Origin of the sequence: Pseudomonas sp. HAR-UPW-AIA-41 (assembly GCF_002304225.1) — a bacterium.
Taxonomy (GTDB): Bacteria; Pseudomonadota; Gammaproteobacteria; order Pseudomonadales; family Pseudomonadaceae; genus Aquipseudomonas.
In genome coordinates this window covers 739,924-759,950 of sequence record NZ_NSLB01000001.1, presented here as the reverse complement: position 1 = coordinate 759,950, position 20,027 = coordinate 739,924, and the positions used below count along the sequence as shown (strand labels likewise).

Annotated in this window: 18 protein-coding genes, 1 tRNA gene and 1 pseudogene; 15 read left to right on the top strand and 5 right to left on the bottom strand. The window is 61.2% G+C overall.

The features are described 5' to 3' along the window. The first annotated feature begins 4 nt into the window (after positions 1-4). Positions 5-1,411, top strand: a complete 1,407-nt coding sequence (locus CK486_RS03535) for a lipid II flippase MurJ (RefSeq protein WP_095938887.1) — start codon at positions 5-7, stop codon at positions 1,409-1,411. Here the strand turns inward: CK486_RS03535 and glp are convergent. Together glp and moaB are read right to left on the bottom strand one after the other, a co-directional pair. Then, a pseudogene (gene glp / locus CK486_RS03530) lies at positions 1,408-2,603 on the bottom strand (gephyrin-like molybdotransferase Glp). The gene CK486_RS03535 and the pseudogene glp sit on opposite strands and share 4 nt — an antisense overlap. Continuing rightward, complete coding sequence (moaB, locus tag CK486_RS03525; protein WP_095938886.1) at positions 2,600-3,139, bottom strand: molybdenum cofactor biosynthesis protein B; 540 nt, start codon at positions 3,137-3,139, stop codon at positions 2,600-2,602. Before moaB ends, glp begins: the two are co-directional and overlap by 4 nt. Before the next feature lie 75 nt (positions 3,140-3,214). Between moaB and mobA the strand changes: the two genes are divergently transcribed. Together mobA and CK486_RS03515 are read left to right on the top strand one after the other, a co-directional pair. Beyond that, on the top strand, positions 3,215-3,799 hold the full coding sequence (gene mobA / locus CK486_RS03520; RefSeq protein ID WP_095938885.1) for a molybdenum cofactor guanylyltransferase MobA: 585 nt from the start codon (positions 3,215-3,217) through the stop codon (positions 3,797-3,799). Positions 3,800-3,867: 68 nt separating this feature from the next. Continuing rightward, a tRNA-Pro gene (locus tag CK486_RS03515) sits at positions 3,868-3,944 on the top strand. Between the two features lie 66 nt (positions 3,945-4,010). Here the strand turns inward: CK486_RS03515 and CK486_RS03510 are convergent. Beyond that, on the bottom strand, positions 4,011-4,247 hold the full coding sequence (locus tag CK486_RS03510) for a glutaredoxin family protein (RefSeq protein WP_095938884.1): 237 nt from the start codon (positions 4,245-4,247) through the stop codon (positions 4,011-4,013). A gap of 36 nt (positions 4,248-4,283) precedes the next feature. Continuing rightward, positions 4,284-5,426, bottom strand: coding sequence for a DUF5610 domain-containing protein (locus CK486_RS03505; protein ID WP_095938883.1), 1,143 nt, complete (start codon positions 5,424-5,426; stop codon positions 4,284-4,286). A gap of 184 nt (positions 5,427-5,610) precedes the next feature. Here CK486_RS03505 and CK486_RS03500 point away from each other — a divergent pair, with 184 nt between their 5' ends. Further along, the gene (locus CK486_RS03500; protein ID WP_095938882.1) at positions 5,611-7,569 is read left to right on the top strand and encodes a monovalent cation:proton antiporter family protein; all 1,959 of its coding nucleotides are present in this window, start codon (positions 5,611-5,613) and stop codon (positions 7,567-7,569) included. On the opposite strand, the gene CK486_RS03495 is transcribed toward CK486_RS03500, so the two are convergent. Further along, entirely contained in the window at positions 7,548-8,120 is a 573-nt protein-coding gene (locus CK486_RS03495) for a TetR/AcrR family transcriptional regulator (RefSeq protein WP_095938881.1), read from the bottom strand. The two genes, CK486_RS03500 and CK486_RS03495, sit on opposite strands and share 22 nt — an antisense overlap. 96 nt (positions 8,121-8,216) lie before the next feature. Here CK486_RS03495 and CK486_RS03490 point away from each other — a divergent pair, with 96 nt between their 5' ends. From CK486_RS03490 to CK486_RS03440, 11 genes are all read left to right on the top strand, one after another. Beyond that, positions 8,217-9,110 (top strand): MBL fold metallo-hydrolase, encoded by an 894-nt coding sequence (locus CK486_RS03490; RefSeq protein WP_095938880.1) that lies wholly within the window; start codon positions 8,217-8,219, stop codon positions 9,108-9,110. Positions 9,111-9,215: 105 nt separating this feature from the next. Next, on the top strand, positions 9,216-10,535 hold the full coding sequence (locus tag CK486_RS03485; RefSeq protein WP_095938879.1) for an OprD family porin: 1,320 nt from the start codon (positions 9,216-9,218) through the stop codon (positions 10,533-10,535). A 150-nt stretch (positions 10,536-10,685) separates the two neighbouring features. After that, on the top strand, positions 10,686-11,420 hold the full coding sequence (fnr, locus tag CK486_RS03480; RefSeq protein WP_095938878.1) for a fumarate/nitrate reduction transcriptional regulator Fnr: 735 nt from the start codon (positions 10,686-10,688) through the stop codon (positions 11,418-11,420). Positions 11,421-11,438: 18 nt separating this feature from the next. Then, positions 11,439-11,987, top strand: coding sequence for an adenine phosphoribosyltransferase (locus tag CK486_RS03475; protein ID WP_095938877.1), 549 nt, complete (start codon positions 11,439-11,441; stop codon positions 11,985-11,987). Between the two features lie 183 nt (positions 11,988-12,170). Beyond that, positions 12,171-13,013 carry a metal-dependent hydrolase gene (locus CK486_RS03470; protein ID WP_095938876.1) on the top strand — a complete coding sequence of 281 codons (843 nt, stop codon included), beginning with the start codon at positions 12,171-12,173 and terminating at the stop codon, positions 13,011-13,013. Positions 13,014-13,336: 323 nt separating this feature from the next. After that, entirely contained in the window at positions 13,337-14,200 is an 864-nt protein-coding gene (locus tag CK486_RS03465) for an MBL fold metallo-hydrolase (RefSeq protein ID WP_095938875.1), read from the top strand. A 9-nt stretch (positions 14,201-14,209) separates the two neighbouring features. Then, complete coding sequence (locus tag CK486_RS03460) at positions 14,210-15,952, top strand: bifunctional protein tyrosine phosphatase family protein/NAD(P)/FAD-dependent oxidoreductase (RefSeq protein ID WP_095938874.1); 1,743 nt, start codon at positions 14,210-14,212, stop codon at positions 15,950-15,952. After that, a complete protein-coding gene (locus tag CK486_RS03455) occupies positions 15,949-17,706 on the top strand; it encodes a SulP family inorganic anion transporter (protein ID WP_095938873.1) in 1,758 nt (585 codons plus the stop codon). Before CK486_RS03460 ends, CK486_RS03455 begins: the two co-directional genes overlap by 4 nt. Next, entirely contained in the window at positions 17,703-18,083 is a 381-nt protein-coding gene (locus tag CK486_RS03450; RefSeq protein ID WP_095938872.1) for a rhodanese-like domain-containing protein, read from the top strand. The genes CK486_RS03455 and CK486_RS03450 overlap by 4 nt, the downstream gene beginning before the upstream one ends. Before the next feature lie 170 nt (positions 18,084-18,253). Then, positions 18,254-18,460, top strand: a complete 207-nt coding sequence (cydP, locus tag CK486_RS03445; protein WP_095938871.1) for a cytochrome oxidase putative small subunit CydP — start codon at positions 18,254-18,256, stop codon at positions 18,458-18,460. Then, on the top strand, positions 18,457-20,022 hold the full coding sequence (locus tag CK486_RS03440) for a cytochrome ubiquinol oxidase subunit I (RefSeq protein WP_095938870.1): 1,566 nt from the start codon (positions 18,457-18,459) through the stop codon (positions 20,020-20,022). Before cydP ends, CK486_RS03440 begins: the two co-directional genes overlap by 4 nt. The last annotated feature ends 5 nt before the right edge of the window (positions 20,023-20,027 follow it).

The window sequence follows — 20,027 nt, the reverse complement described above, 5'->3', positions numbered from 1 at the left end:
TGCGATGTTCAACAGTACCCTCTGGCTGACTCTGGCCACCCTTGCAGGCCTGGCGCTGGGCTTTGCCCGTGAATGGCTGCTGGTGGCCAGCTGGGGCGCAGGCGCACGCAGCGATGCTTTTCTCGTCGCCCTCTTTCTGCCCGAGGCGCTGCGTATGACGCTGGCCGCAGGTCTGATCAGTGCTGCCGCGTTGCCGCTGTATCAGCAGCGCGATGCTCTGCAGCGCCAGCAATGGCTCAATGGACTAACGCCTTGGTTACTGCTGAGCGCGGTCTTACTCTCCACGCTGCTGGCAGGTGCCGCGCCACTCTGGACTCAGCTGATTGGCCCGGGACTGGATGACAACGCCCAGCAGCAGGCTGCCGACAGCCTGCGCCTGCTTGCACTCTGTGCTCCCGGCTTTATCCTGCATGCCTGGCTGAGTATTCCCCTGCAAGCGGCTGAACGCTTTGTCCTCGCGGGGCTGGGCTCCCTGCTGTTCAATCTGCCACCGGTGCTCTGGCTAAGCCTGCAAGGAGATGCCGCCACAGCTGATGAACTGGCTCAGGCCTGCGTCATTGGTAGTCTGCTGATGCCACTCGCCATCATTACGCCGAATATTCGTCAGGGCTGGCGGCCATTTAGTGTGCATGGTGAACCAGGCGCCGGACGCGAGCTCCTCAGACAAATCGGCCCGTTGCTGGCCAGCAATGCCGCCAGTCAAGGGCTCGCTCTACTGGAGCGTCTGGTCGCCAGTCTGCTTGGCGAGGGCGCTGTCACCTGGGTGAATCTGGCCCGCAAGCTGATCAATTTGCCGCTAATTGCCCTCATGGCCCTCAATCAGGTGCTGCTCGGGATGATGAGTAGCCGCGCCGGCAACGACCGTCTGGCAATACTACGTCAGGGTTTGGGAGCCTCTACCTTACTGACGCTGCCTGCTGCTTTTGGCCTGATCGCCGCCAGTCCGGCCCTGGTCCAACTTTTTTTGCCGGCGGGCTCTTCTGACGGTCCACTGCCAGAGTTGCTGGCCTGGTTCGCCGTACCACTGGTATTCGGCGCCTGGAATGCAATGCTGGCACGTTACGCCTACGCAGCAGCAGATACTCGTCTGCCGCTACGCTGCGAACTGGCCGGCAGCATGCTGAACGCAGCACTGCTGGCAGTGTTACCTGGATGGTTTGGCCTGACGGGCATTGCGCTAGCCGCACTGGCCGGCGTGATACTGACCAGCCTGCTGCTATTACAGCGTCAGAACCTGCTGCGCAGTCTCAACTGGCCTGCGCAATGGTCAGTATGCGTAACACTGCTGGCCGTCGCAGCGCTGACCCTGCACCCAATCCACCAGTTTTGGCTGCAACTGACACTGGGTACCCTGGGCGGGATACTGTGCCTACTGAGCCTCGCAGTGTGGCTCAAGCCCTGGCGAAGTTAAGCCAGCAATTCGCTGAACGGGATAAAGCGCAGGCTATCGCCCTCGGTCAGGGTCGTGTGTTCCAGCACCTCGGCCAGACCATCGGCCCAGCTGGCACTGCGCAGCACGCCGGAACTCTGGTTCGGATACAGCACCGCCCGCCCCTGCTCCAGCCGTGCCCGCAGGTATTCGCGGCGACTGCCGGGCTTGTTCCAGGCGAAGCCCGCCGGCACGGCAAAGCCCAGCGGCGCCACTTCGGCCACACCCAGGCGCCGCAGCAGGTAAGGCCGCGCCAGCAAACCGAAGGTGACCAGCGTGGAGGCCGGATTGCCGGGCAGGCCGATCACCGGAACACCCCGATACTGCCCGCAGGTCAGGGGCTTGCCGGGCTTGATAGCCAGTTTCCACAAGGCCAGTTCACCCTCTTCACGCAACACCTGCCCGAGAAAATCCGCCTCGCCCACCGAGACGCCACCAGTCGAGAGAATCAGGTCAACATCGCCCAGCTCCGCCAAGGCGCGCGGGTCCTGGCCAGATCATCGGGCAGAATGCCCGCATCCAGTGCTTCGCAGCCTAGGCGCTGCAGCCAGGCCAGCAACAGGCTGCGGTTGCTGTTGTAGATCTGTCCGGGCCCGAGCGCCTGACCTGGCACGACCAGTTCATCTCCAGTGGACACTACCGCCACCCGTGGTCGCCGGCGCACCGGCAGCTCGGCCAGGCCAAGTGATGCGGCCAGACCCAGCTCGATCGGCGTCAGCCGTGTGCCGGCCGCGAGCACACACTCACCGATGCGGGTTTCCTGGCCCTGCGGGCGAATGTTCTGGCGGGCCCTGAGCGGCTGCAGAAAACGCACCCGCCCATCACTCAGCACCTCGCAGTTCTCCTGCATTTCCACACAGTCGGCACCGGCCGGCACAGGGGCCCCGGTAAAAATGCGCGCACAGCTGCCGGGCTGCAAAGCGGCGGGAGCTTGTCCTGCGAAAATCTGCTGGCTGACCGCCAGCGGCTCACCCTGCCAGTCGGCCAGATTCAGCACATAACCATCCATGGCACTGTTGTCCCAGGGTGGCAGATCCAGCCCCGCAACCAAATCGGTAGCCAGTACACGGCCATCGGCGTCCGCCAATGCCACCTGCTCGACGCCCCCGATCGGCGCTGCCTCGGCCTGCAGCAGCAGGCGCTCCAGCGCCGCCTCGACGCTGAGCAGACTCATCCACGGCTCTCGCAGGCGGCCACGGCCTTGAGGTGCGGCACGAAGTTGCATGGCCGGTGCCGGGCATCCAGCTGCTCAGCGAGAATGCCGTCCCACGCCGTGCGGCAGGCATTGGTCGAGCCCGGCAGGCAGCACACCAGGGTGCCATTGGAAAGCCCAGCCAGAGCGCGGGACTGAATGGTAGAGGTGCCGATGTCGGCCACGGAGATCTGCCGGAACAACTCGCCAAAGCCATCGACCTGCTTGTCCAGCAGACAACGCACTGCCTCCGGGGTGCTGTCGCGGCCAGTGAAGCCAGTGCCGCCCGTGATGATGACCACCTGCACACTGTCTTCGGCGATCCACTGCGCCACCTGGGCGCGAATGCGGTACAGATCGTCCTTGAGCAGCACCCGTGCCGCCAGCTGATGCCCTGCAGCCTGCAGGCGATCGACCAGCAACTGACCGGAGGTGTCGGTTTCCAGGCTGCGGGTATCGCTGACGGTCAACACGGCAATGGCAAGCGGAACAAATGCGGCTTCAGCCTTGTGGCTCATGGCAGGCTTCCTGTTGTGGGAGTAACGTGGCCGGTGTTATATCACAGCCCCGCATAGCCCTTGGCAGAGCCGTTGATGCCTGATTCGCCAACATTCCCCTGTTCGATCCTGCTGCTGGCTGGCGGTCGTGGTCAGCGCGTCGGCGGCCAGGACAAGGGGCTGCTCGACTGGCACGGTCTGCCGCTGATCAGTTGGCTACAGCAGACAGTGCGTGGCCTGACCGATGACCTGATCATCTCCTGCAACCGCAATCAGGAACGCTACAAGGTTTTCGCCGACCAACTGGTCAGTGATGGCAACCAGGATTTCGCCGGGCCGCTGGCCGGCATTCGTGCCGGCCTTGCGGTCGCCCGGCACGACCAGTTGCTGGTTCTGCCCTGCGATGCACCGCTCATCGATCAGGCACTGCTTGAAGCCCTGCTGGAGCAGGCGGGCACGCAGCCCGTGGCGGTACGTTGCAATGGTTACTGGGAGCCGCTGTTCAGCCTCTGGCCCAAGGCTGTTGCGAGCATCCTCGAAACCGCCTGGGAGGCCGGCGAGCGCAGTCCGCAGCGACTGCTGCGCAGCCTGAAGCCCATCGCGCTGGACTGCCCGGCGGACGATCCGCGCCTGGCCAATCTCAATACGCCGCAATTGCTGATGGCGGCGCCCAGGCACTAGGCGCCAGCAAAAACTTTCTGCTAACCCCTTGTGCACCAAAACTTTTTCGGTAAAATGCGCGCCATTAACGGAGCGTAGCGCAGCTTGGTAGCGCGTCTCGTTCGGGACGAGAAGGTCGCAGGTTCGAATCCTGTCGCTCCGACCAAATTCCCGAAAAACCGGCCTCGATGGCCGGTTTTTTATTGCCTTCGAAAAAGCCCCCGCGCCACCCTCAGCGCAGGAAGCTCACCAGTTGCTCGGCTTCGAAGGGCCAGTTCAGCTCGGCGCCGGTGTCCAGACGGCGCAGCACCGGAATGCGCAGACCATAGGCCTCGACCCAGCTTTCCTGCTCGGCGATATCAATCAGCTCGACCAGCAGGCCGCGCTCGACAAAAGGCATCAGGACCGCCTCAGCCACCTCACAGAGATGACAGCCCAGGGTGCCGAACAGTTGGCATTCGGGAAACATCGTGCGCACCTCGCAGAAAATCAGGTGCGCAGTTTATCAGGCAGCCTGCTGCTCCGGCTGCTTGCCCTGTTGCAGTGCGGCAAAACCATCGAGCAGACTGCGATTGAGCCAGCCGGCCTTTTCCAACTGTTTATCGCTCAGGCGCGGGTCGAGAGCAAAACCGCCGTCGAGCAGTTGCTCCAGCAGATCACGGCCCCGCTCAGCCAGCTCGTTGACCTGATTCAGGGCTTCCAGCAGACCACGGGCATAGTCGCCCAGCGCCGCATTGCCGGCGCTGGGCGGCTGCGCCGAGTTGCCGGCCACCGCGGCGTAGGCATCGGTCGCCTGGCGCACGCGGGTCTGGGTCAGTTGCAGGGACATCGACGCCAACTGCTCACCATCCATCTGCAGGTTCATGGCGCGGTCAAAAGCGCCGGCCATGTCACCACTGTAGAAACGACTGGAAAGCCCCTCGACCTGCTTGAGCAGATCGCTCAGCGCAGTCATTTCCTCCTGATCCAGCTCACCCTCGACGCTGACCTGAAAAGCGCCGATCTGCACACTGGAAGAACGCTGATAGGCCAGCACACTACTGCTCTGGCCATCGCTGGCGGCCAGCATGCCCTGCTCGCTGTAGCTAGCCGACGCCTGAGCAACGGAGATGCGCAGACGGTCGCCATCGCGGGTTGTGATGGCCAGATCGAAGGTTTCGGCAACCGCGGCAAAGCGTTCGCGGTAGCTCGCCACCGCCACGTTTCCGGACTGCGGCACAGACTCGGGCACTGTGCCGGGCGCCAGCTCGTTCAGCCCCTGCTGAATGCGCTGATAGGTATCATCGATGTCGCTGGCAACCTGACCCTGCAACAGCCCCATGCCATCCAGAATCTTGCGCGCCTCGGCAAAGCCCTGCTCCACGCCCTCGCGTGCCTGGGCCAACAGGCCCTGCAGCTTTTGCGGGTCCGCGCCCGCCGCAGCCTCGGCATTTAGACGCTGTTCGATGAAGCCGAGCACGCGATCTGCCACCTTGGCCGGCGTGTAGTCACCGGCACTGCCCTGCAAAGCGCCCGGTTTCAGCCCCAGACGTTCGGCCAGACGGTTGGCCAGCACGCCCTGCTGATCAACGTTCTGACGGCGGGCCTGTGCGGCATCGAAGGTGGTCGGGCGCTGTGCGCTGAAAGGCAAGGCAGCGAGGCTGTTCATGGCGGCATACCTGAAAAGGACATCTGACCATGTGGCGGCCTGCGGCCGGAAAACTTGATACCCACGACCAGTGAACCGACAGACGGCCGGAGCCAGGTCTTGATGCAGATCAGGCCTCTCGACCGCCAGGCTGGACGCCCGCCTGCAAGCCCGGCATGCTGCTGAAAGCTAAGGAGATTTCCCGTTGTTCAATAATCTGCTGATCATTCTGGCCGCCTCGCTGGTGGTGATTGCCCTGTTCCGCCGCATCAACCTGCCGCCGGTGTTGGGTTACCTCTGCGTCGGCCTGATCAGCGGCCCGGCGGCCTTTGGCTGGATCGACAAGCTCGGCCATGACGCCAACCTGCTCGGCGAAATGGGTGTGGTGTTCCTGCTGTTCAGTCTGGGCCTGGAGTTCTCCCTGCCGCGCATGCTGGCACTGCGCAAAACCGTGTTCGGCCTTGGCAGCCTGCAGGTGATTGCCTGCAGCCTGCCTCTGACGGGGCTGTTCTATGCCCTCGGCGTACCGGTCAGCACAGCCTTTCTGCTGGGCGCCGGCCTGTCACTGTCATCCACCGCCATTGTCAGCAAGGAGCTGACCAGCCTCGGCGAGATTTTCAGCCCGCACGGCCAGAACGCCATTGGCGTCCTGCTGTTTCAGGATCTGGTCGCCGTCCTCTTGCTGACCCTGGTACCGGTGTTCGCCGGCCAGGGCGACAGTCAATGGCAGATCGAACTGCCGCTGACGCTGGGCAAAGCTGTGCTGCTGTTCTTCGGCCTGATGGTGGTCAGCCGCTGGCTGTTGCCGCCACTGTTCCACGAAGTGGCCAGCGCCCGCTCGCCGGAGCTGTTCGTTCTGCTGGCACTGGTCATCGTGCTGCTGACGGCTTGGCTGACCCACCTGCTCGGCCTGTCCATGGCGCTTGGCGCCTTCCTCGCCGGCATGCTGTTGGGCGAGAGCCACTACCGCCACCAGATCGAGGCGGATATCAGGCCCTTCCGCGACATTCTTCTGGGTCTTTTCTTCGTGAGTGTCGGCATGCTCATCGACCTGTCGCTGTTTTTCAGCGAGGGACCGAAGATTCTTGCCATGACGTTGCTGCTGCTGGGCAGTAAAGGCCTGATCGTGGCCCTGCTGATCAAGTGGCGCGGTGCCAGCACGGAAACCGCCTGGCGATCAGGTCTGGCGCTGGCCCAGGGCGGCGAGTTCTTCTTCGCCCTGCTGGCTCAGCTGCAAAATCTGGGCGCCGTTCATACCACCGCCGCCAACGTGCTGGTGGCCTCGACCTTCTGCTCCATGGCTATTACCCCCTTGCTGCTGCGGGCCGCCCCCCGCCTGGCCGCACGCTGGCACCGTCGGAGCAAGGGGCATTCGCCGCTGGAGGAAATCCAGACCAGCAGCGCCGAACTCAGCGGACATGTCTTGATCTGTGGCTACGGCCGCGTCGGTCAGTCGATTGGCCGCTTCCTGCGCCGTGAGCAGATTCCCTTCATTGCCCTGGATGATGACCCGGTGCGGGTGCAGGAAGCATCGGCCGGCGAAGAGAAGGTTCACTACGGCGACTCGCGCCGCAGCGACCTGCTGCAGGCCATGAACATCGCCAGAGCTCGCCTGCTGGTGGTGGCGGTGGATGATATCGGCGTGACTCGCCGCATCGTCGAACAGGCCCGCGTGCTGCGCGCCGACATCCCGATTCTGGTACGTACCCGCGACGACAGCAGCCTGGCCGAACTGCAGAGTCTGGGCGCCAGCGAAGTGGTGCCGGAAATTCTGGAGTCCAGCCTGATGCTCGCCGCGCACACCCTGACCATGCTCGGCGTGCCGCGTCACCGGGTGCAGAAGCACACCGACGAGGTGCGCCATAACCGTTATCGCCTGCTGCAGGGCTTCTACCACGGCGGCCAGGTCGACCTGCTGGATGCCCACGGCAAACCCCGTCGCCTGCTGCATGCCGTCACCCTCAGCGCACAGGCCCATGCCTGCGGCAAACCGCTGGACGACCTGTCACTGGCGGCACTGGAGGTAGAACTGCAGGGCGTAAGGCGTGATGGCCAGGATCTCCCACTGGAGCACCTGATGCTGCAAGAAGGTGACACGCTGCTGCTCAGCGGCGCACTCGGCGCCGTGGAAGCAGCAGAAGGTTACCTGCTGGGCGGCAGCTGAACCCCGGCGGCGGCCAGCAACACGCGGGCCGCCGCCGCAGCCTGATTCCCCTGCTCGGCCGGCCCCTGCACATGGGCCAGACTCAGCGCACCCTCAAACAGCACCAGCAACTGCTGAGCCAGCAGCGCCGGCTGCGCCACACCCAGTTGCGCCAACGCGCCGCTGAACAGCTCCCCCAGCAAGGCCTTGTGCTGACGCGCCAACTGGTGCAGCGGGTGCCCGGCCTGCTGGAACTCTGCCGCGGCGTGGCTGAACGGACAGCCGCAGAAGTCTCTGGCCACAATCCACTGCTGCAAGCCCTCGAAGCACGCCAATAGCGCCTGAGCCGGCGGCTGCGCGAAAACACCCTGCAGCAGCTCCGCCAGCTGCTCGTGACGACGCTGCAGAGCGGCCAGCATCAACTCGTCCTTGGAGGCAAAGTGTTTGTACAGGGTCATCTTGGCGACCCCTGACTCCGCCAGAATGCGCTCGATGCCCGTAGCGTGATAACCCTCGCGATAAAACAGCTGCAAGGCCGTATCCAGCAATTGCTCACGCTTGCTTGTGGCCATATTCCCCTCCTCATGCAAAGCGCCGGTCATCGGCCGGCGCCTTGAACTATACAGACTGGTCTGTCTATTATCCAGGCATCCACAAGGAGACGGATCATGAGCCACGCCAAATGCCACCGCAGCAACACCCGCCTGAGCATCCTGCTTGCCCTCGCCCTGATGCTGCCCAGCGCCCACAGCCTGGCTGCCGGATTGCGTTTCAGCCTGGTCAGGACCGCCGAGACCGAGACCCTCGACGCCTTTACCGTGGAAGGTGGCCAATGGACTGAAAAAGCCATCGCCAACCATGTCGCCGTGCTGGTCGAACACCACGCCGCCACCCTGCTGATCGATACCAGCCTGGGCCGTCAAGTGGACAGCCAGTTCAGCAGTGAAATGCCCTGGTGGGACAAACCCCTGCTGCAATACGGCAAGGTCGACCCGGTGCGCGACCAGCTCGAACGCGCCGGTCTGCGCCTGGACCGCATCCTGCTGACCCACAGCCACTGGGATCATGCCTCGGGACTGCCCGACTTTGCCGAAGTGCCGGTGTGGGCACCCTATGCCGAGATCGAGTTCAGCCAGATCGCCACACCACCGGCGGTCCTGCCCAGCCAGTTCCGCCACAAGCCACGCTGGCGCCCGGTGGTGTTCGAGCCAGCCCCCTTCCTCGGGTTCGAAGAGAGTCTGGACCTGTTCGGTGATGGTGCCGTGGTGCTGGTGCCCATGCCCGGTCACACACCTGGCGGCATGGGCGTATTCCTCACACTGGAGGACGGCCGGCGTTTCTTCTTCACCGGCGATACCAGCTGGCGTTTGGAGGGTTTCACCGGGCCTAAGGAAAAGTTCTGGATCAGCCGCGCCATGGTCGACAATGACCCGGCACAAACCACCGCGCAGCTGCGCAAGGTGCATGAACTGATGGCCGCACAACCCGAACTGCAGGTGATCCCGGCTCACGACGAGCGGGTCCAGCGCGGTCTGGGCTACTTCCCGCACTGGATCGAGTGACTCGACCAAGGTCTAAAGGCTGTAATTGTTTCGTCATGTTGTAGTCCGCGGGCAGCATCAACTGCGGCTCTGCCGCCTCACCTGCCCGCGTGGAGACAACAACAAATGATCCCAACCCCACTCGCCCGTGCCGTAGCTTTTGCCACCGCCAGCACCTGTCTGACCCTGCCGACACTGGCTCAGGCCGAGTTCATCAAGGACAGCAAGGCCAGCCTGGAGCTGCGCAATTTCTATATGAACCGCGACTTCCGTCAGGACGGCGACCCGACCCTGCCGAAAGTGACCGGCAAGACGCCAACCGAGTACCGCAGCAAGTCCGAGGAGTGGGCCCAGGGCTTTCTGCTGCGCTATGAGTCCGGCTTTACTGAGGGCACGGTGGGTGTCGGCGTGGACGCCATCGGCACACTCGGCGTGAAACTCGACTCCGGCCGCGGGGAAAGCGGCACTGGCCTGCTGCAGGTCGACCGGGATACCGGCAAAGCTCAGGACAGCTATGGCGATCTGGGTGCCACCGCCAAGCTGCGCGTGTCACAGACCGTACTCAAGGCCGGCACCCTGATGCCCAAGCTGCCGGTAGTGATGTCCAACGATTCGCGTCTGCTGCCGCAAAGCTTCCAGGGCGGCCAGGTCAATTCGCTGGATATCGCCGGCATGACCATCGATGCCGGTCAACTCAGCCGCGTCAACCAGCGTGACTCCTCGGACCATGAGGTCATGACCATCACCAATGGCAGCCCGAAGGCCCGCGGCTTTACCGGCCTGCCGGGTACCGGACTGGGCAGCGATGAGTTCAACTTCGCTGGCGCCAGCTACAAGTGGAACGATCAGCTGACCACCAGCTACCACTACGGCAACCTCGACCAGTATTACAACCAGCACTACCTCAATGCCGTGCATGTCATGCCGCTGGCCGACAAGCAGAGCCTGAAAACCGACCTGCGCTACGCCCGCTCCACCGACGACGGCCAGACCAACGTCGACAACACAGCCCTGGGCGCCATGTTCACCTATGCCATGGGCTTCCATGCCTTTGGCCTGGGCTATCAAAAAATGAGCGGAGATACCGGCTTTGCCTATATCAACGGCACCGACGCCTTCCTCACCAACTTCGTGCAGATCGGCGATTTCGCCTTCAAGGACGAGAAGTCATGGCAGGCCCGCTACGACTACAACTTCGCCGGTCTGGGCATTCCCGGCCTGACCTTCATGACCCGCTACGTCAACGGCGACAACATCGATCAGGGCGTAGCCGGTGCCAGCGAGGGCAAGGAGTGGGAACGCAACACCGATATTGCCTACGTGATCCAGGACGGTCCGCTGAAGAATGTCGGCTTCAAGTGGCGCAATGCCACCGTGCGCTCCAACTTCGGCAATGATCTGGACGAGAACCGCTTCATCGTCAGTTACATCCTGCCGCTCTGGTAAGCGACCTTTGGCCGCAGGTCTGCCCGCCAGCCCTGCGGCCTAGCCAGCAACAAGCTGAACGAACGGTCAAATGCAATCTTGCATGACTGGCACACAACAACACGGCTACGGTAACCTTGTGGCAGTTGACCTGGATCAAGGATCTCGACCATGCAGGAAACCCTAAAAGCCCGCCCGCAGAATCATGCGCACTGCAAGGATTGCAGCCTAGCTCCGCTGTGCCTGCCCATCTCCCTGGAGATGCAGGACATGGATGCCCTCGATGAAATCGTCAAGCGTGGCCGTCCGCTGAAAAAGGGTGAGTTCCTGTTCCGTCAGGGTGAGGCCTTCAACTCGGTATTCGCTGTACGGGCCGGCGCCCTCAAGACCTTCAGTGTCACTGACGGTGGCGAGGAACAGATCACCGGTTTCCACCTGCCCAGCGAACTGGTCGGCCTCTCCGGCATGGACACCGATCACTACCCGGTGTCGGCGCAGGCACTGGAAACCACCTCAGTGTGCGAGATCCCCTTCGATCGTCTGGAAGAACTCTCCGCCCAACTGCCGCAACTGCGCCGCCAGCTGATGCGCATCATGAGCCGCGAAATTCGCGAAGATCAGCAGATGATGCTGCTTCTGTCGAAGAAGACCGCAGACGAGCGCATCGCCACTTTCCTGGTCAACCTGTCGGCGCGCTTCCGTGCCCGTGGCTTCTCGGCCAACCAGTTCCGCCTGTCGATGTCGCGCAACGAGATCGGCAACTACCTGGGCCTGGCGGTGGAAACCGTCTCCCGCGTATTCACCCGTTTCCAGCAGAACGGAATGCTCGAAGCCGAAGGCAAGGAAGTGCACATCCTCGACCCAATCGAACTGTGTGCCCTGGCTGGCGGTAACGCTGAGCATTGATCGAGAGGCAAGGCACCGATGATTTTCGACGAATGTGATATCAAGTCGCTGATCCGGCCGGTGCCGGACTTCCCCAAGCCGGGCGTGGTGTTTCGCGACATCGCCCCGCTGTTCCAGTCACCACGCGCCCTGCGCATGGTCGCCGACAGTTTCATCCAGCGCTATGTGGAAGCCGACTTCACCCATGTCGGTGCCATGGATGCGCGCGGCTTCATCATTGGCTCGATCATCGCCTACCAACTCAACCGCCCTCTGGTGCTGTTCCGCAAGCAGGGCAAGCTGCCGGCCGACGTAATCGGCGAGGCCTACCAGACCGAATACGGTCAGGCCCTGCTGGAAGTGCATGCCGACAGCCTATGCGATGGCGACAAGGTACTGATTTTCGATGATCTGATCGCCACCGGCGGCACCCTCCTCGCCGCCGCTCGACTGGTGCGCCGCCTGGGCGCTCAGGTGTTCGAGGCGGCCGCCATCATCGACCTGCCGGAACTGGGTGGTTCCACCCTGCTGCAGGACGCCGGCATCCCCACCTTCTGCCTGACCGCCTTCGCCCTCGACGAAGCCTGAGCCCTGCTCAGGTAACACCCGCACATCCACTGCGCCCCTTCACCCACCCTAAGTTGGCGGCGCGCTGCTGCCTCTTTCACGACAATTACATCAACCAATGACACAGTCATCCGTGTCTTGGCGAAGTGCCCATACAAGAATGCACCTGCCGTGCTGCAGGCTCAGAACAGAGGAGCTCGCCCCATGACTGCCGAAACCGCTACCCCGAGCGTACAGATCCGCGCCAACTTCCCGGTGCGCCGCATGGACTTCAGTTTCGCCGACACCGGCAAGTACTGGTGGAGCGGCAACCCGTTCATGACCCAGTTCATGAACAACCTGTCTTCCCTGTTCCCCTACGGCGAAAAGTTCTTCGTCGACAGCGTTCGCGGCGTCAGAGATCAGATCAAGGACCCGCAATTGCAGAAGGACATCAGCGCCTTCATCGGTCAGGAAGCGATGCACTCCAAGGAGCACGCGACCTACAACGAATATGCCGAAGCCTACAACATCGACCTGCATACCCTTGAGCTGCGCATCAAGGTGCTGATGGAGTGGGTGACCAAGATCACTACCAAGAAGATGCGCGTGGCCGCCACCTGCGCCCTTGAGCACTTCACCGCGACCATGGCCGAGCAGCTGCTGATCCGCGAGGACATCAACATGCAGATGACCGATCCGCGCATGTACAAGCTGTGGATGTGGCATGCCATCGAAGAGAACGAACACAAGTCGGTCGCCTACGACGCCTACCAGGCCATTGGTGGTGGATACTGGCTGCGCACCAGCACCATGCTGCTGACCACCATCCTGTTCCTGGGTGTGATCGCCTGGTTCCAGGTTGACCTCCTGCGCAAAGACGGCCAACTGTTCAACTGGAAAAGCTGGAAATACGGCCTGAAAACCCTGTTCGGCCCGCGCAACGGCTACATCACCGGCCTGATCAAGCCTTATCTGCAGTACTACAAGCCAGGCTTTCACCCGGCCCAGCAGGATACCCGCGCTCTGGAAAGAACCTGGCGCGCCAAACTCGGTTTCACCAACTAAGCGCTTCGGCTGGTCGCTTCTGCGGCCAGCCTCCCCATGTGTTCCCGACGCGCTCCTCGGAGCGAACTCTGCCGGCGGCCCTTTTGGGGCCGCCGTTTTTTATGGCGGCACCGCACTCTCGTTCCTCCCGAACCGGGCCAGAGCAAACTAGACATTCGTATTAGGCGACTAAAAATCTATATTTTTTAATACGTTATGCGCGATTTATTGCAGCGCACGACTAGCCAATCCGCCCATATTACTTTTTAATCTAAGCATAGAACCAAAAAGCAGCTAGGCTTTCCTCAAAGATACCCCTCGGGGTATGCAAGAGGAGCACAGCCATGCAACCCAAAGTCGATGCATTCTTTGACCCTGCCACGTTCACCTATAGCTACGTGGTCAGCGACCCCAACACCAGACACTGCGCCATCATCGATTCGGTACTGGACTACGACCCGGCATCCGGACGCACCTCCTTCGCCAGTGCAGACCGACTGATCGCCCATGTCCATGAACATAAACTGACCGTTGACTGGCTGCTGGAAACCCATGTGCACGCCGATCACCTGTCAGCTGCGCCTTACCTGAAGCGTGAGCTGGGCGGAAAACTGGGTATCGGCGCCAACATCACCGTGGTACAGAACACTTTCGGCAAGCTGTTCAATGCTGGTTGTGAGTTCGCCACCGATGGCAGCCAGTTCGATCATCTGTTCGCGGACGGCGACACCTTCACCATCGGCAGCATCGAAGCCCATGCCCTGCACACTCCCGGACATACTCCTGCCTGCATGACCTACCTCATCGGTGATGCCGGATTTGTCGGCGATACCCTGTTCATGCCCGACTACGGTACCGCCCGCTGCGACTTCCCAGGCGGTAGCGCACACACCCTGTACCAGTCGATTCGCAAGCTCTTCAGCCTGCCAGACCAAACACGCCTGTTCATGTGCCATGACTACAAGGCACCGGGACGAGACGACTACCGCTTTGAGACCACTGTTGCCGAGGAGCGCGCGCATAACGTTCATGTGCATGAAGGGATCAGCGAAGCAGACTTCGTTGCCATGCGCAGCAAACGCGACGCCACTCTGGGCATGCCTACCCTGATCCTGCCATCGGTACAGGTCAACATGCGTGCTGGCCAGCTGCCGCCGGCCGAGGCTAATGGCACTCGCTACCTGAAGATCCCCCTCGACGTGCTCTGAGGTGACATCATGGACTCTCTCAAGCGCCTTACGCCCTTCATCGCCGTTTCGGCTCAACTGCAAGCTGCCGACATGGGCACTCTGGCCGCTGCCGGTTACCGCAGTGTGATCAACAACCGTCCGGATGGAGAGGGCGAAGGCCAGCCAACCTCCGCAGAAATGCAAGCAGCCGCGCAAAGCAATGGCCTCGACTATCACTACCTGCCGGTACTCTCTGGACAAATCGGTGATGGTGACGTCAATGCCTTCGGCGACTTACTTAACCGCCTCCGCGGCCCTGTACTGGCCTTCTGCCGAACAGGTACCCGTTCGACTAGCCTGTGGGCCCTGAGCGAGGCCCATCACCTGGACCCTCAGACCATCCTCGCCACGGCACACGAGGCAGGCTTCGACCTGACCGGCCTGACACAACGTCTGGAAGAGCGCTGGCACAAAGCACCCATCAGAACTCCGCAGGCCAGCATGACACCCACACAGCGCTATGACGTGCTGGTCGTCGGTGGCGGTGCTGCTGGCTGTGCCGTCAGCGCCAGCCTGCTGAGACGCGATCCGGATCTGCGCATCGCCATCGTTGAGCCACGCGACCAGCACTACTATCAACCTGGTTGGACACTGGTAGGTGGCGGAATTTTCGACCGCGCGCGCACGGAACGCGCCATGGGTCGATGCATTCCTCAAGGCGCTCAATGGATTCGCGCAGCGGTGGCCGGGTTCGAACCAGACCAGCAAAGAGTAGTACTGGAAGATGGCAACCGTATCGGCTATCGCGTACTTATCGTCTGCCCAGGCCTGACGCTGAATTGGGACGCGATTGAAGGGCTCAAATCCACACTGGGCAAACACGGCGTAACGTCCAACTACCAGTTCGAGCTGGCACCCTATACTTGGCAACTGGTGCAGAACCTGCGGCAGGGTCGTGCCCTGTTCACCCAACCGCCGATGCCGATCAAATGTGCAGGCGCGCCGCAGAAGGCCATGTATCTTTCCTGCGACTGGTGGTTGAAGGAAGGCGTTCTGCCGAATATCGAAGTCGACTTCTGTTCAGCCGGTGCCGTGTTGTTCGGGGTACCGACCTTCGTGCCACCGCTGATGCAGTATATCGAGCGATACGGCGCTCACCTTAACTTCAACACCACCCTCCTTGCCGTTGACGGTCCGGGCCACAAGGCCTGGTTCAAGCAGGTCGATGCGCAAGGCAATAGCCGGGAGATCGAGAAGACCTTCGATTTTCTGCACGCCGTACCGCCACAACGGGCTCCCGAATTTATCCGTCAGAGCCCGCTGGCCAATACCGACGGCTGGGTCGAGGCGGATCATGAGACTCTCCGCCACCCGCGCTTTGGCAACATATTCAGCCTCGGCGATGTTTGTGCTGCGCCCAATGCCAAGACGGCTGCAGCAGTTCGCAAGCAGGCACCGGTCGTTGCCGAGAACGTCCTTGCCGTGCTCGCAGGCAAAGGGCCGCGTGCGCTCTACGACGGCTACGGTTCCTGCCCGCTAACGGTCGAGCGAGGCAAGGTGGTACTTGCCGAGTTCGGCTATGGCGGCAAGCTACTGCCTACATTCCCACTCGACCCGGCCGTACCACGTCGCCTGGCCTGGGACCTTAAAGTGAAGATGATGCCCAGCATCTACTTCGACATGATGCTGCGTGGACGTGAGTGGCTGGCGGAACCAAAGCGTCTCCCCCACGAGCCCCTGCCAGTTGATGCTCCCGCCGCCTGCAACTTTGAACAGGAACAACGGAAATGAGCATCAACCGCTGGCTGCCCTGCCTGGAGTGGGGGCGTCACTACGATCGAGGCCATGCTGCGCAGGACGGAATGGCCGCTCTGATCGTCACACTGATGCTCATACCTCAAAGCCTGGCATATGCAATGCTCGCCGGCTTACCACCTGTGCATGGACTGTACGCCAGCCTACTACCCTTGGTGCTCTACGCCATTTTTGGCTCAAGCCGTACCCTCGCGGTTGGCCCGGTGGCCGTTGTGTCACTGATGACTGCCGCCACGCTACAGCCGCTGTTTCCACAAGGAGGTCCCAGTTACCTTGCGGCAGCCATGCTGCTAGCCCTGATGTCTGGCCTGATCCTGACCTTGATGGCGGTTTTGCGTTTGGGCTTCATAGCCAACTTCCTCAGTCACCCCGTGATTTCAGGTTTTATCAGCGCTTCTGGCCTACTGATCGCCATCGGTCAGCTGAAGCATGTGCTGGGAATTTCTGTCTCGGGGGAAAGTCTTGTACAACTGATACCCGGCCTCGTCAGCGCGCTGCCTGAAACGCATGGACCAACCTTATTGATTGGCCTGCTCAGCATTGGCTGGCTCTGGTGGGCGCGCAGCCAGCTGAAACCACTGCTTCAGAAGCTAGGCCTGAACGCCAAGGTAGCTGGCAATGTGGCCAAAGCAGGCCCCGTACTGGCCATCGTGATTACCATTCTTGCCGTCAGTGCTCTGCATCTCGAGCAGAGTGGCGTTAAAGTCGTAGGCACTATTCCCCAAGGGTTACCGGCCTTCAGCCTGCCGGCATTGGATTGGCAGCTGGCATTACAGCTATTGCCTGCAGCCTTGCTGATTAGTCTGGTCGGCTTTGTCGAGTCAGTCTCGGTCGGTCAGACCCTAGCGGCAAAACGCCGCCAGCGCATTGAGCCGGACAGTGAACTGCTGGGTCTAGGCGCAGCCAATCTGAGTGCGGCCTTCAGCGGCGGTTTCCCCGTGACGGGAGGCTTCGCCCGCTCGGTGGTCAACTATGACGCCGGTGCGCAAACACCCATGGCAGGTGTTTTCACTGCAGCCGGGATTGCCCTCAGCGCGCTCCTGCTGACGCCGCTGCTGCATAACCTGCCTCAAGCAGTGCTGGCCGCAACCATCATTGTCGCCGTGCTCAGCCTGGTCGATCTAGGCTCATTGAAACGAACCTGGCAGTACTCAAAGCAGGATGGACTGGCCCAACTCGCCACCTTGCTGGGCGTACTCTTTATCGGTGTTGAAGCCGGCATCCTGATTGGCGTCGGCCTTTCTCTGCTGCTGTTTCTGTATCGCACCAGCAAGCCACACATGGCCGTGGTCGGCCAGGTTCCGGGAACTGAACACTTCCGTAATGTGCAGCGTTTCGACGTCATCGAATCACCCAGCGTACTTTCGCTCAGGGTCGATGAGAGCCTCTATTTCCCCAACGCACGCTATCTGGAAGAACGCATAAGCGAGCTGATCGCCACACGTCCGCAGGTACGTCATCTTGTGCTGATGTGCCCCGGTGTCAACCTCATCGATGCGAGCGCGCTGGACTCTCTGGAGGCTATCGTCGAGCGCCTGCACACGGCAGGAGTTCAATTGCACCTTTCCGAAGTCAAGGGACCGGTAATGGATCAGCTACGTCGTTCGGACTTCCTCGATCGTTTCGGCGGCCAGGTGTTCATCAGCCAGTTCCACGCCCTTAAAACCCTGGCTCCGGAGCTGACGCGCTGCACACTCGAACATGCCCCTAGCGACAGGAAAACATCATGAAAACCGCTCACGACCTGGTAGAAGAGGCCCGCAGCCGTATAGACGAGATCAATCTGGAGGAGGCGCAACTGCTAATCCGTGAAGCCGATGCAGTGATTGATGTGCGCGAACCGGACGAATACCAGGCTGGGCATATTCCGGGAGCGATCAATATTCCGCGCGGCCTACTTGAGTTCAAGCTCAGCAACAGCCCGGAGCTGTGTCCACGCGATCTCGCGTTGGTGCTGTATTGCAAAACCAGCGGGCGTGCAGCACTGGCGGCCTGTTCACTGGCAGACATGGGATATCTGAAGGTTCATTCGATTCAAGGCGGTTTCGACGCCTGGCAAGCGGCCAACAAGCCGATAATGACGCCCTCCCTACCCGTTTTCGAGTGAACAGGCAGCTGCCGAACGAACTACTACGCCGCCTTTGCGTACCCATGCCACAGAGTCAAGCCAGAGTCCACCTGTGGCATTCGGTCACGCGGCGCCGGGTCATCTGCCCGGGTGAAAGAATTTCCTGTCCTATAGTGCAATCCGAATTCCAGACACGAGCCAAGTCACCAATGCCCGACGAACGCCGCTCATTCTGGCGCTTGCCTCTGGCCCGCGAGATCGCAGCCATTGTGGTGCTCAAAGTCGCAGTACTACTGGTCATCAAATCCATCTGGTTTGATGCCCCTACCGTCCCGCATGACGGTATCCAGCGCACCAGCCAGCACCTCTTCAATACCGCCCCGTCTTCAGCCCTTGCCGAGGAGAAACCGAGATGATCTCGGAAACCGTCGTCGACTTATCGCGTCTGCAATTTGCCATGACCGCGATGTACCACTTCCTTTTTGTACCCCTGACCTTGGGGTTGTCCTTTCTGCTTGCAATCATGGAGTCGGTCTATGTGATGACCGGCAAACAGGTCTACCGCGACATGGTCAAGTTCTGGGGCAAGCTGTTTGGTATCAACTTCGCCCTCGGCGTCACCACCGGACTGACCATGGAGTTTCAGTTCGGCACAAACTGGGCTTACTACAGCCACTATGTCGGAGACATCTTCGGCGCCCCACTGGCCATTGAAGGCCTGATGGCGTTTTTCCTCGAATCGACTTTCATCGGCCTATTCTTCTTCGGCTGGGATCGTTTGTCCAAGGTTCAGCACCTGGCAGTCACCTGGCTGGTAGCCATCGGCTCGAACATGTCGGCACTGTGGATCCTGATTGCCAATGGCTGGATGCAGAACCCGGTAGGTGCTGAATTCAACTTTGAAACCATGCGTATGGAGCTGACCGACTTCGGCGCCCTGCTGTTCAACCCGGTCGCTCAGGTCAAGTTCGTCCACACCGTTGCCGCCGGCTATGTCACCGGGGCTATTTTTGTCCTGGCAATCTCCAGCTACTACCTGCTGAAAAAGCGCGATCAGGGTTTTGCCCGCCGCTCCTTTGCCATTGCCTCGGCCTTTGGCCTGGCATCGATCCTCTCTGTGATCGTACTGGGCGACGAGTCCGGCTACGAAATCGGCGACGTGCAGAAAACAAAACTGGCCGCCATCGAAGCAGAGTGGGAAACCCACCCTGCCCCAGCCGGCTTCACCCTCTTCGGCATTCCCAATCAGGAAGAGATGCGCACTGACTACGCCATCAAGATTCCCTACGCTCTGGGCCTGATTGCCACGCGCTCGCTGGACACCGAAGTCAAGGGCATCAAGCAACTGGTGGCCGAGCATGAGCTACGCATCCGCACGGGCATGGAGGCCTATGCGCTGCTGGAAAAACTGCGGGTAGGTGACAAGTCCGACGCCACCCTCGAAGCCTTCAACAAGGTCAAGCAGGATCTGGGCTACGGGCTTTTGCTGAAGAAATACACCCCAGCCGTGGTCGATGCGACAGAACAGCAGATCAAGCAGGCAGCCTTGGACACCATTCCCAATGTGTTCAGCCTGTTCTGGAGCTTCCGCATCATGGTCGCCTCGGGTTTCCTCATGCTGGCCTTGTTCGTGTGTGCCTTCTGGGCCTCTGCGAAGAAAAACGAAGAGCGCAAACCCTGGCTACTGAAATGGGCGCTGTGGAGCCTTCCCCTGCCTTGGATTGCTGCACAGACTGGCTGGTACGTAGCCGAGCATGGCCGTCAACCCTGGTCCATTGGTGAAGTACTGCCCACGCATCTATCGGCTTCCAGCGTGTCGAGTGCCGATGTCTGGGGTTCTCTGATTGCACTGGTCGCCTTCTACAGCGTTCTGCTGGTGATCGAGATGTACCTGATGATCAAGTTTGCGCGCCTTGGGCCATCCAGCCTGCACACGGGTCGCTACCACTTCGAACAGCAACAGCCGGCTCACGCCTGAGGAGA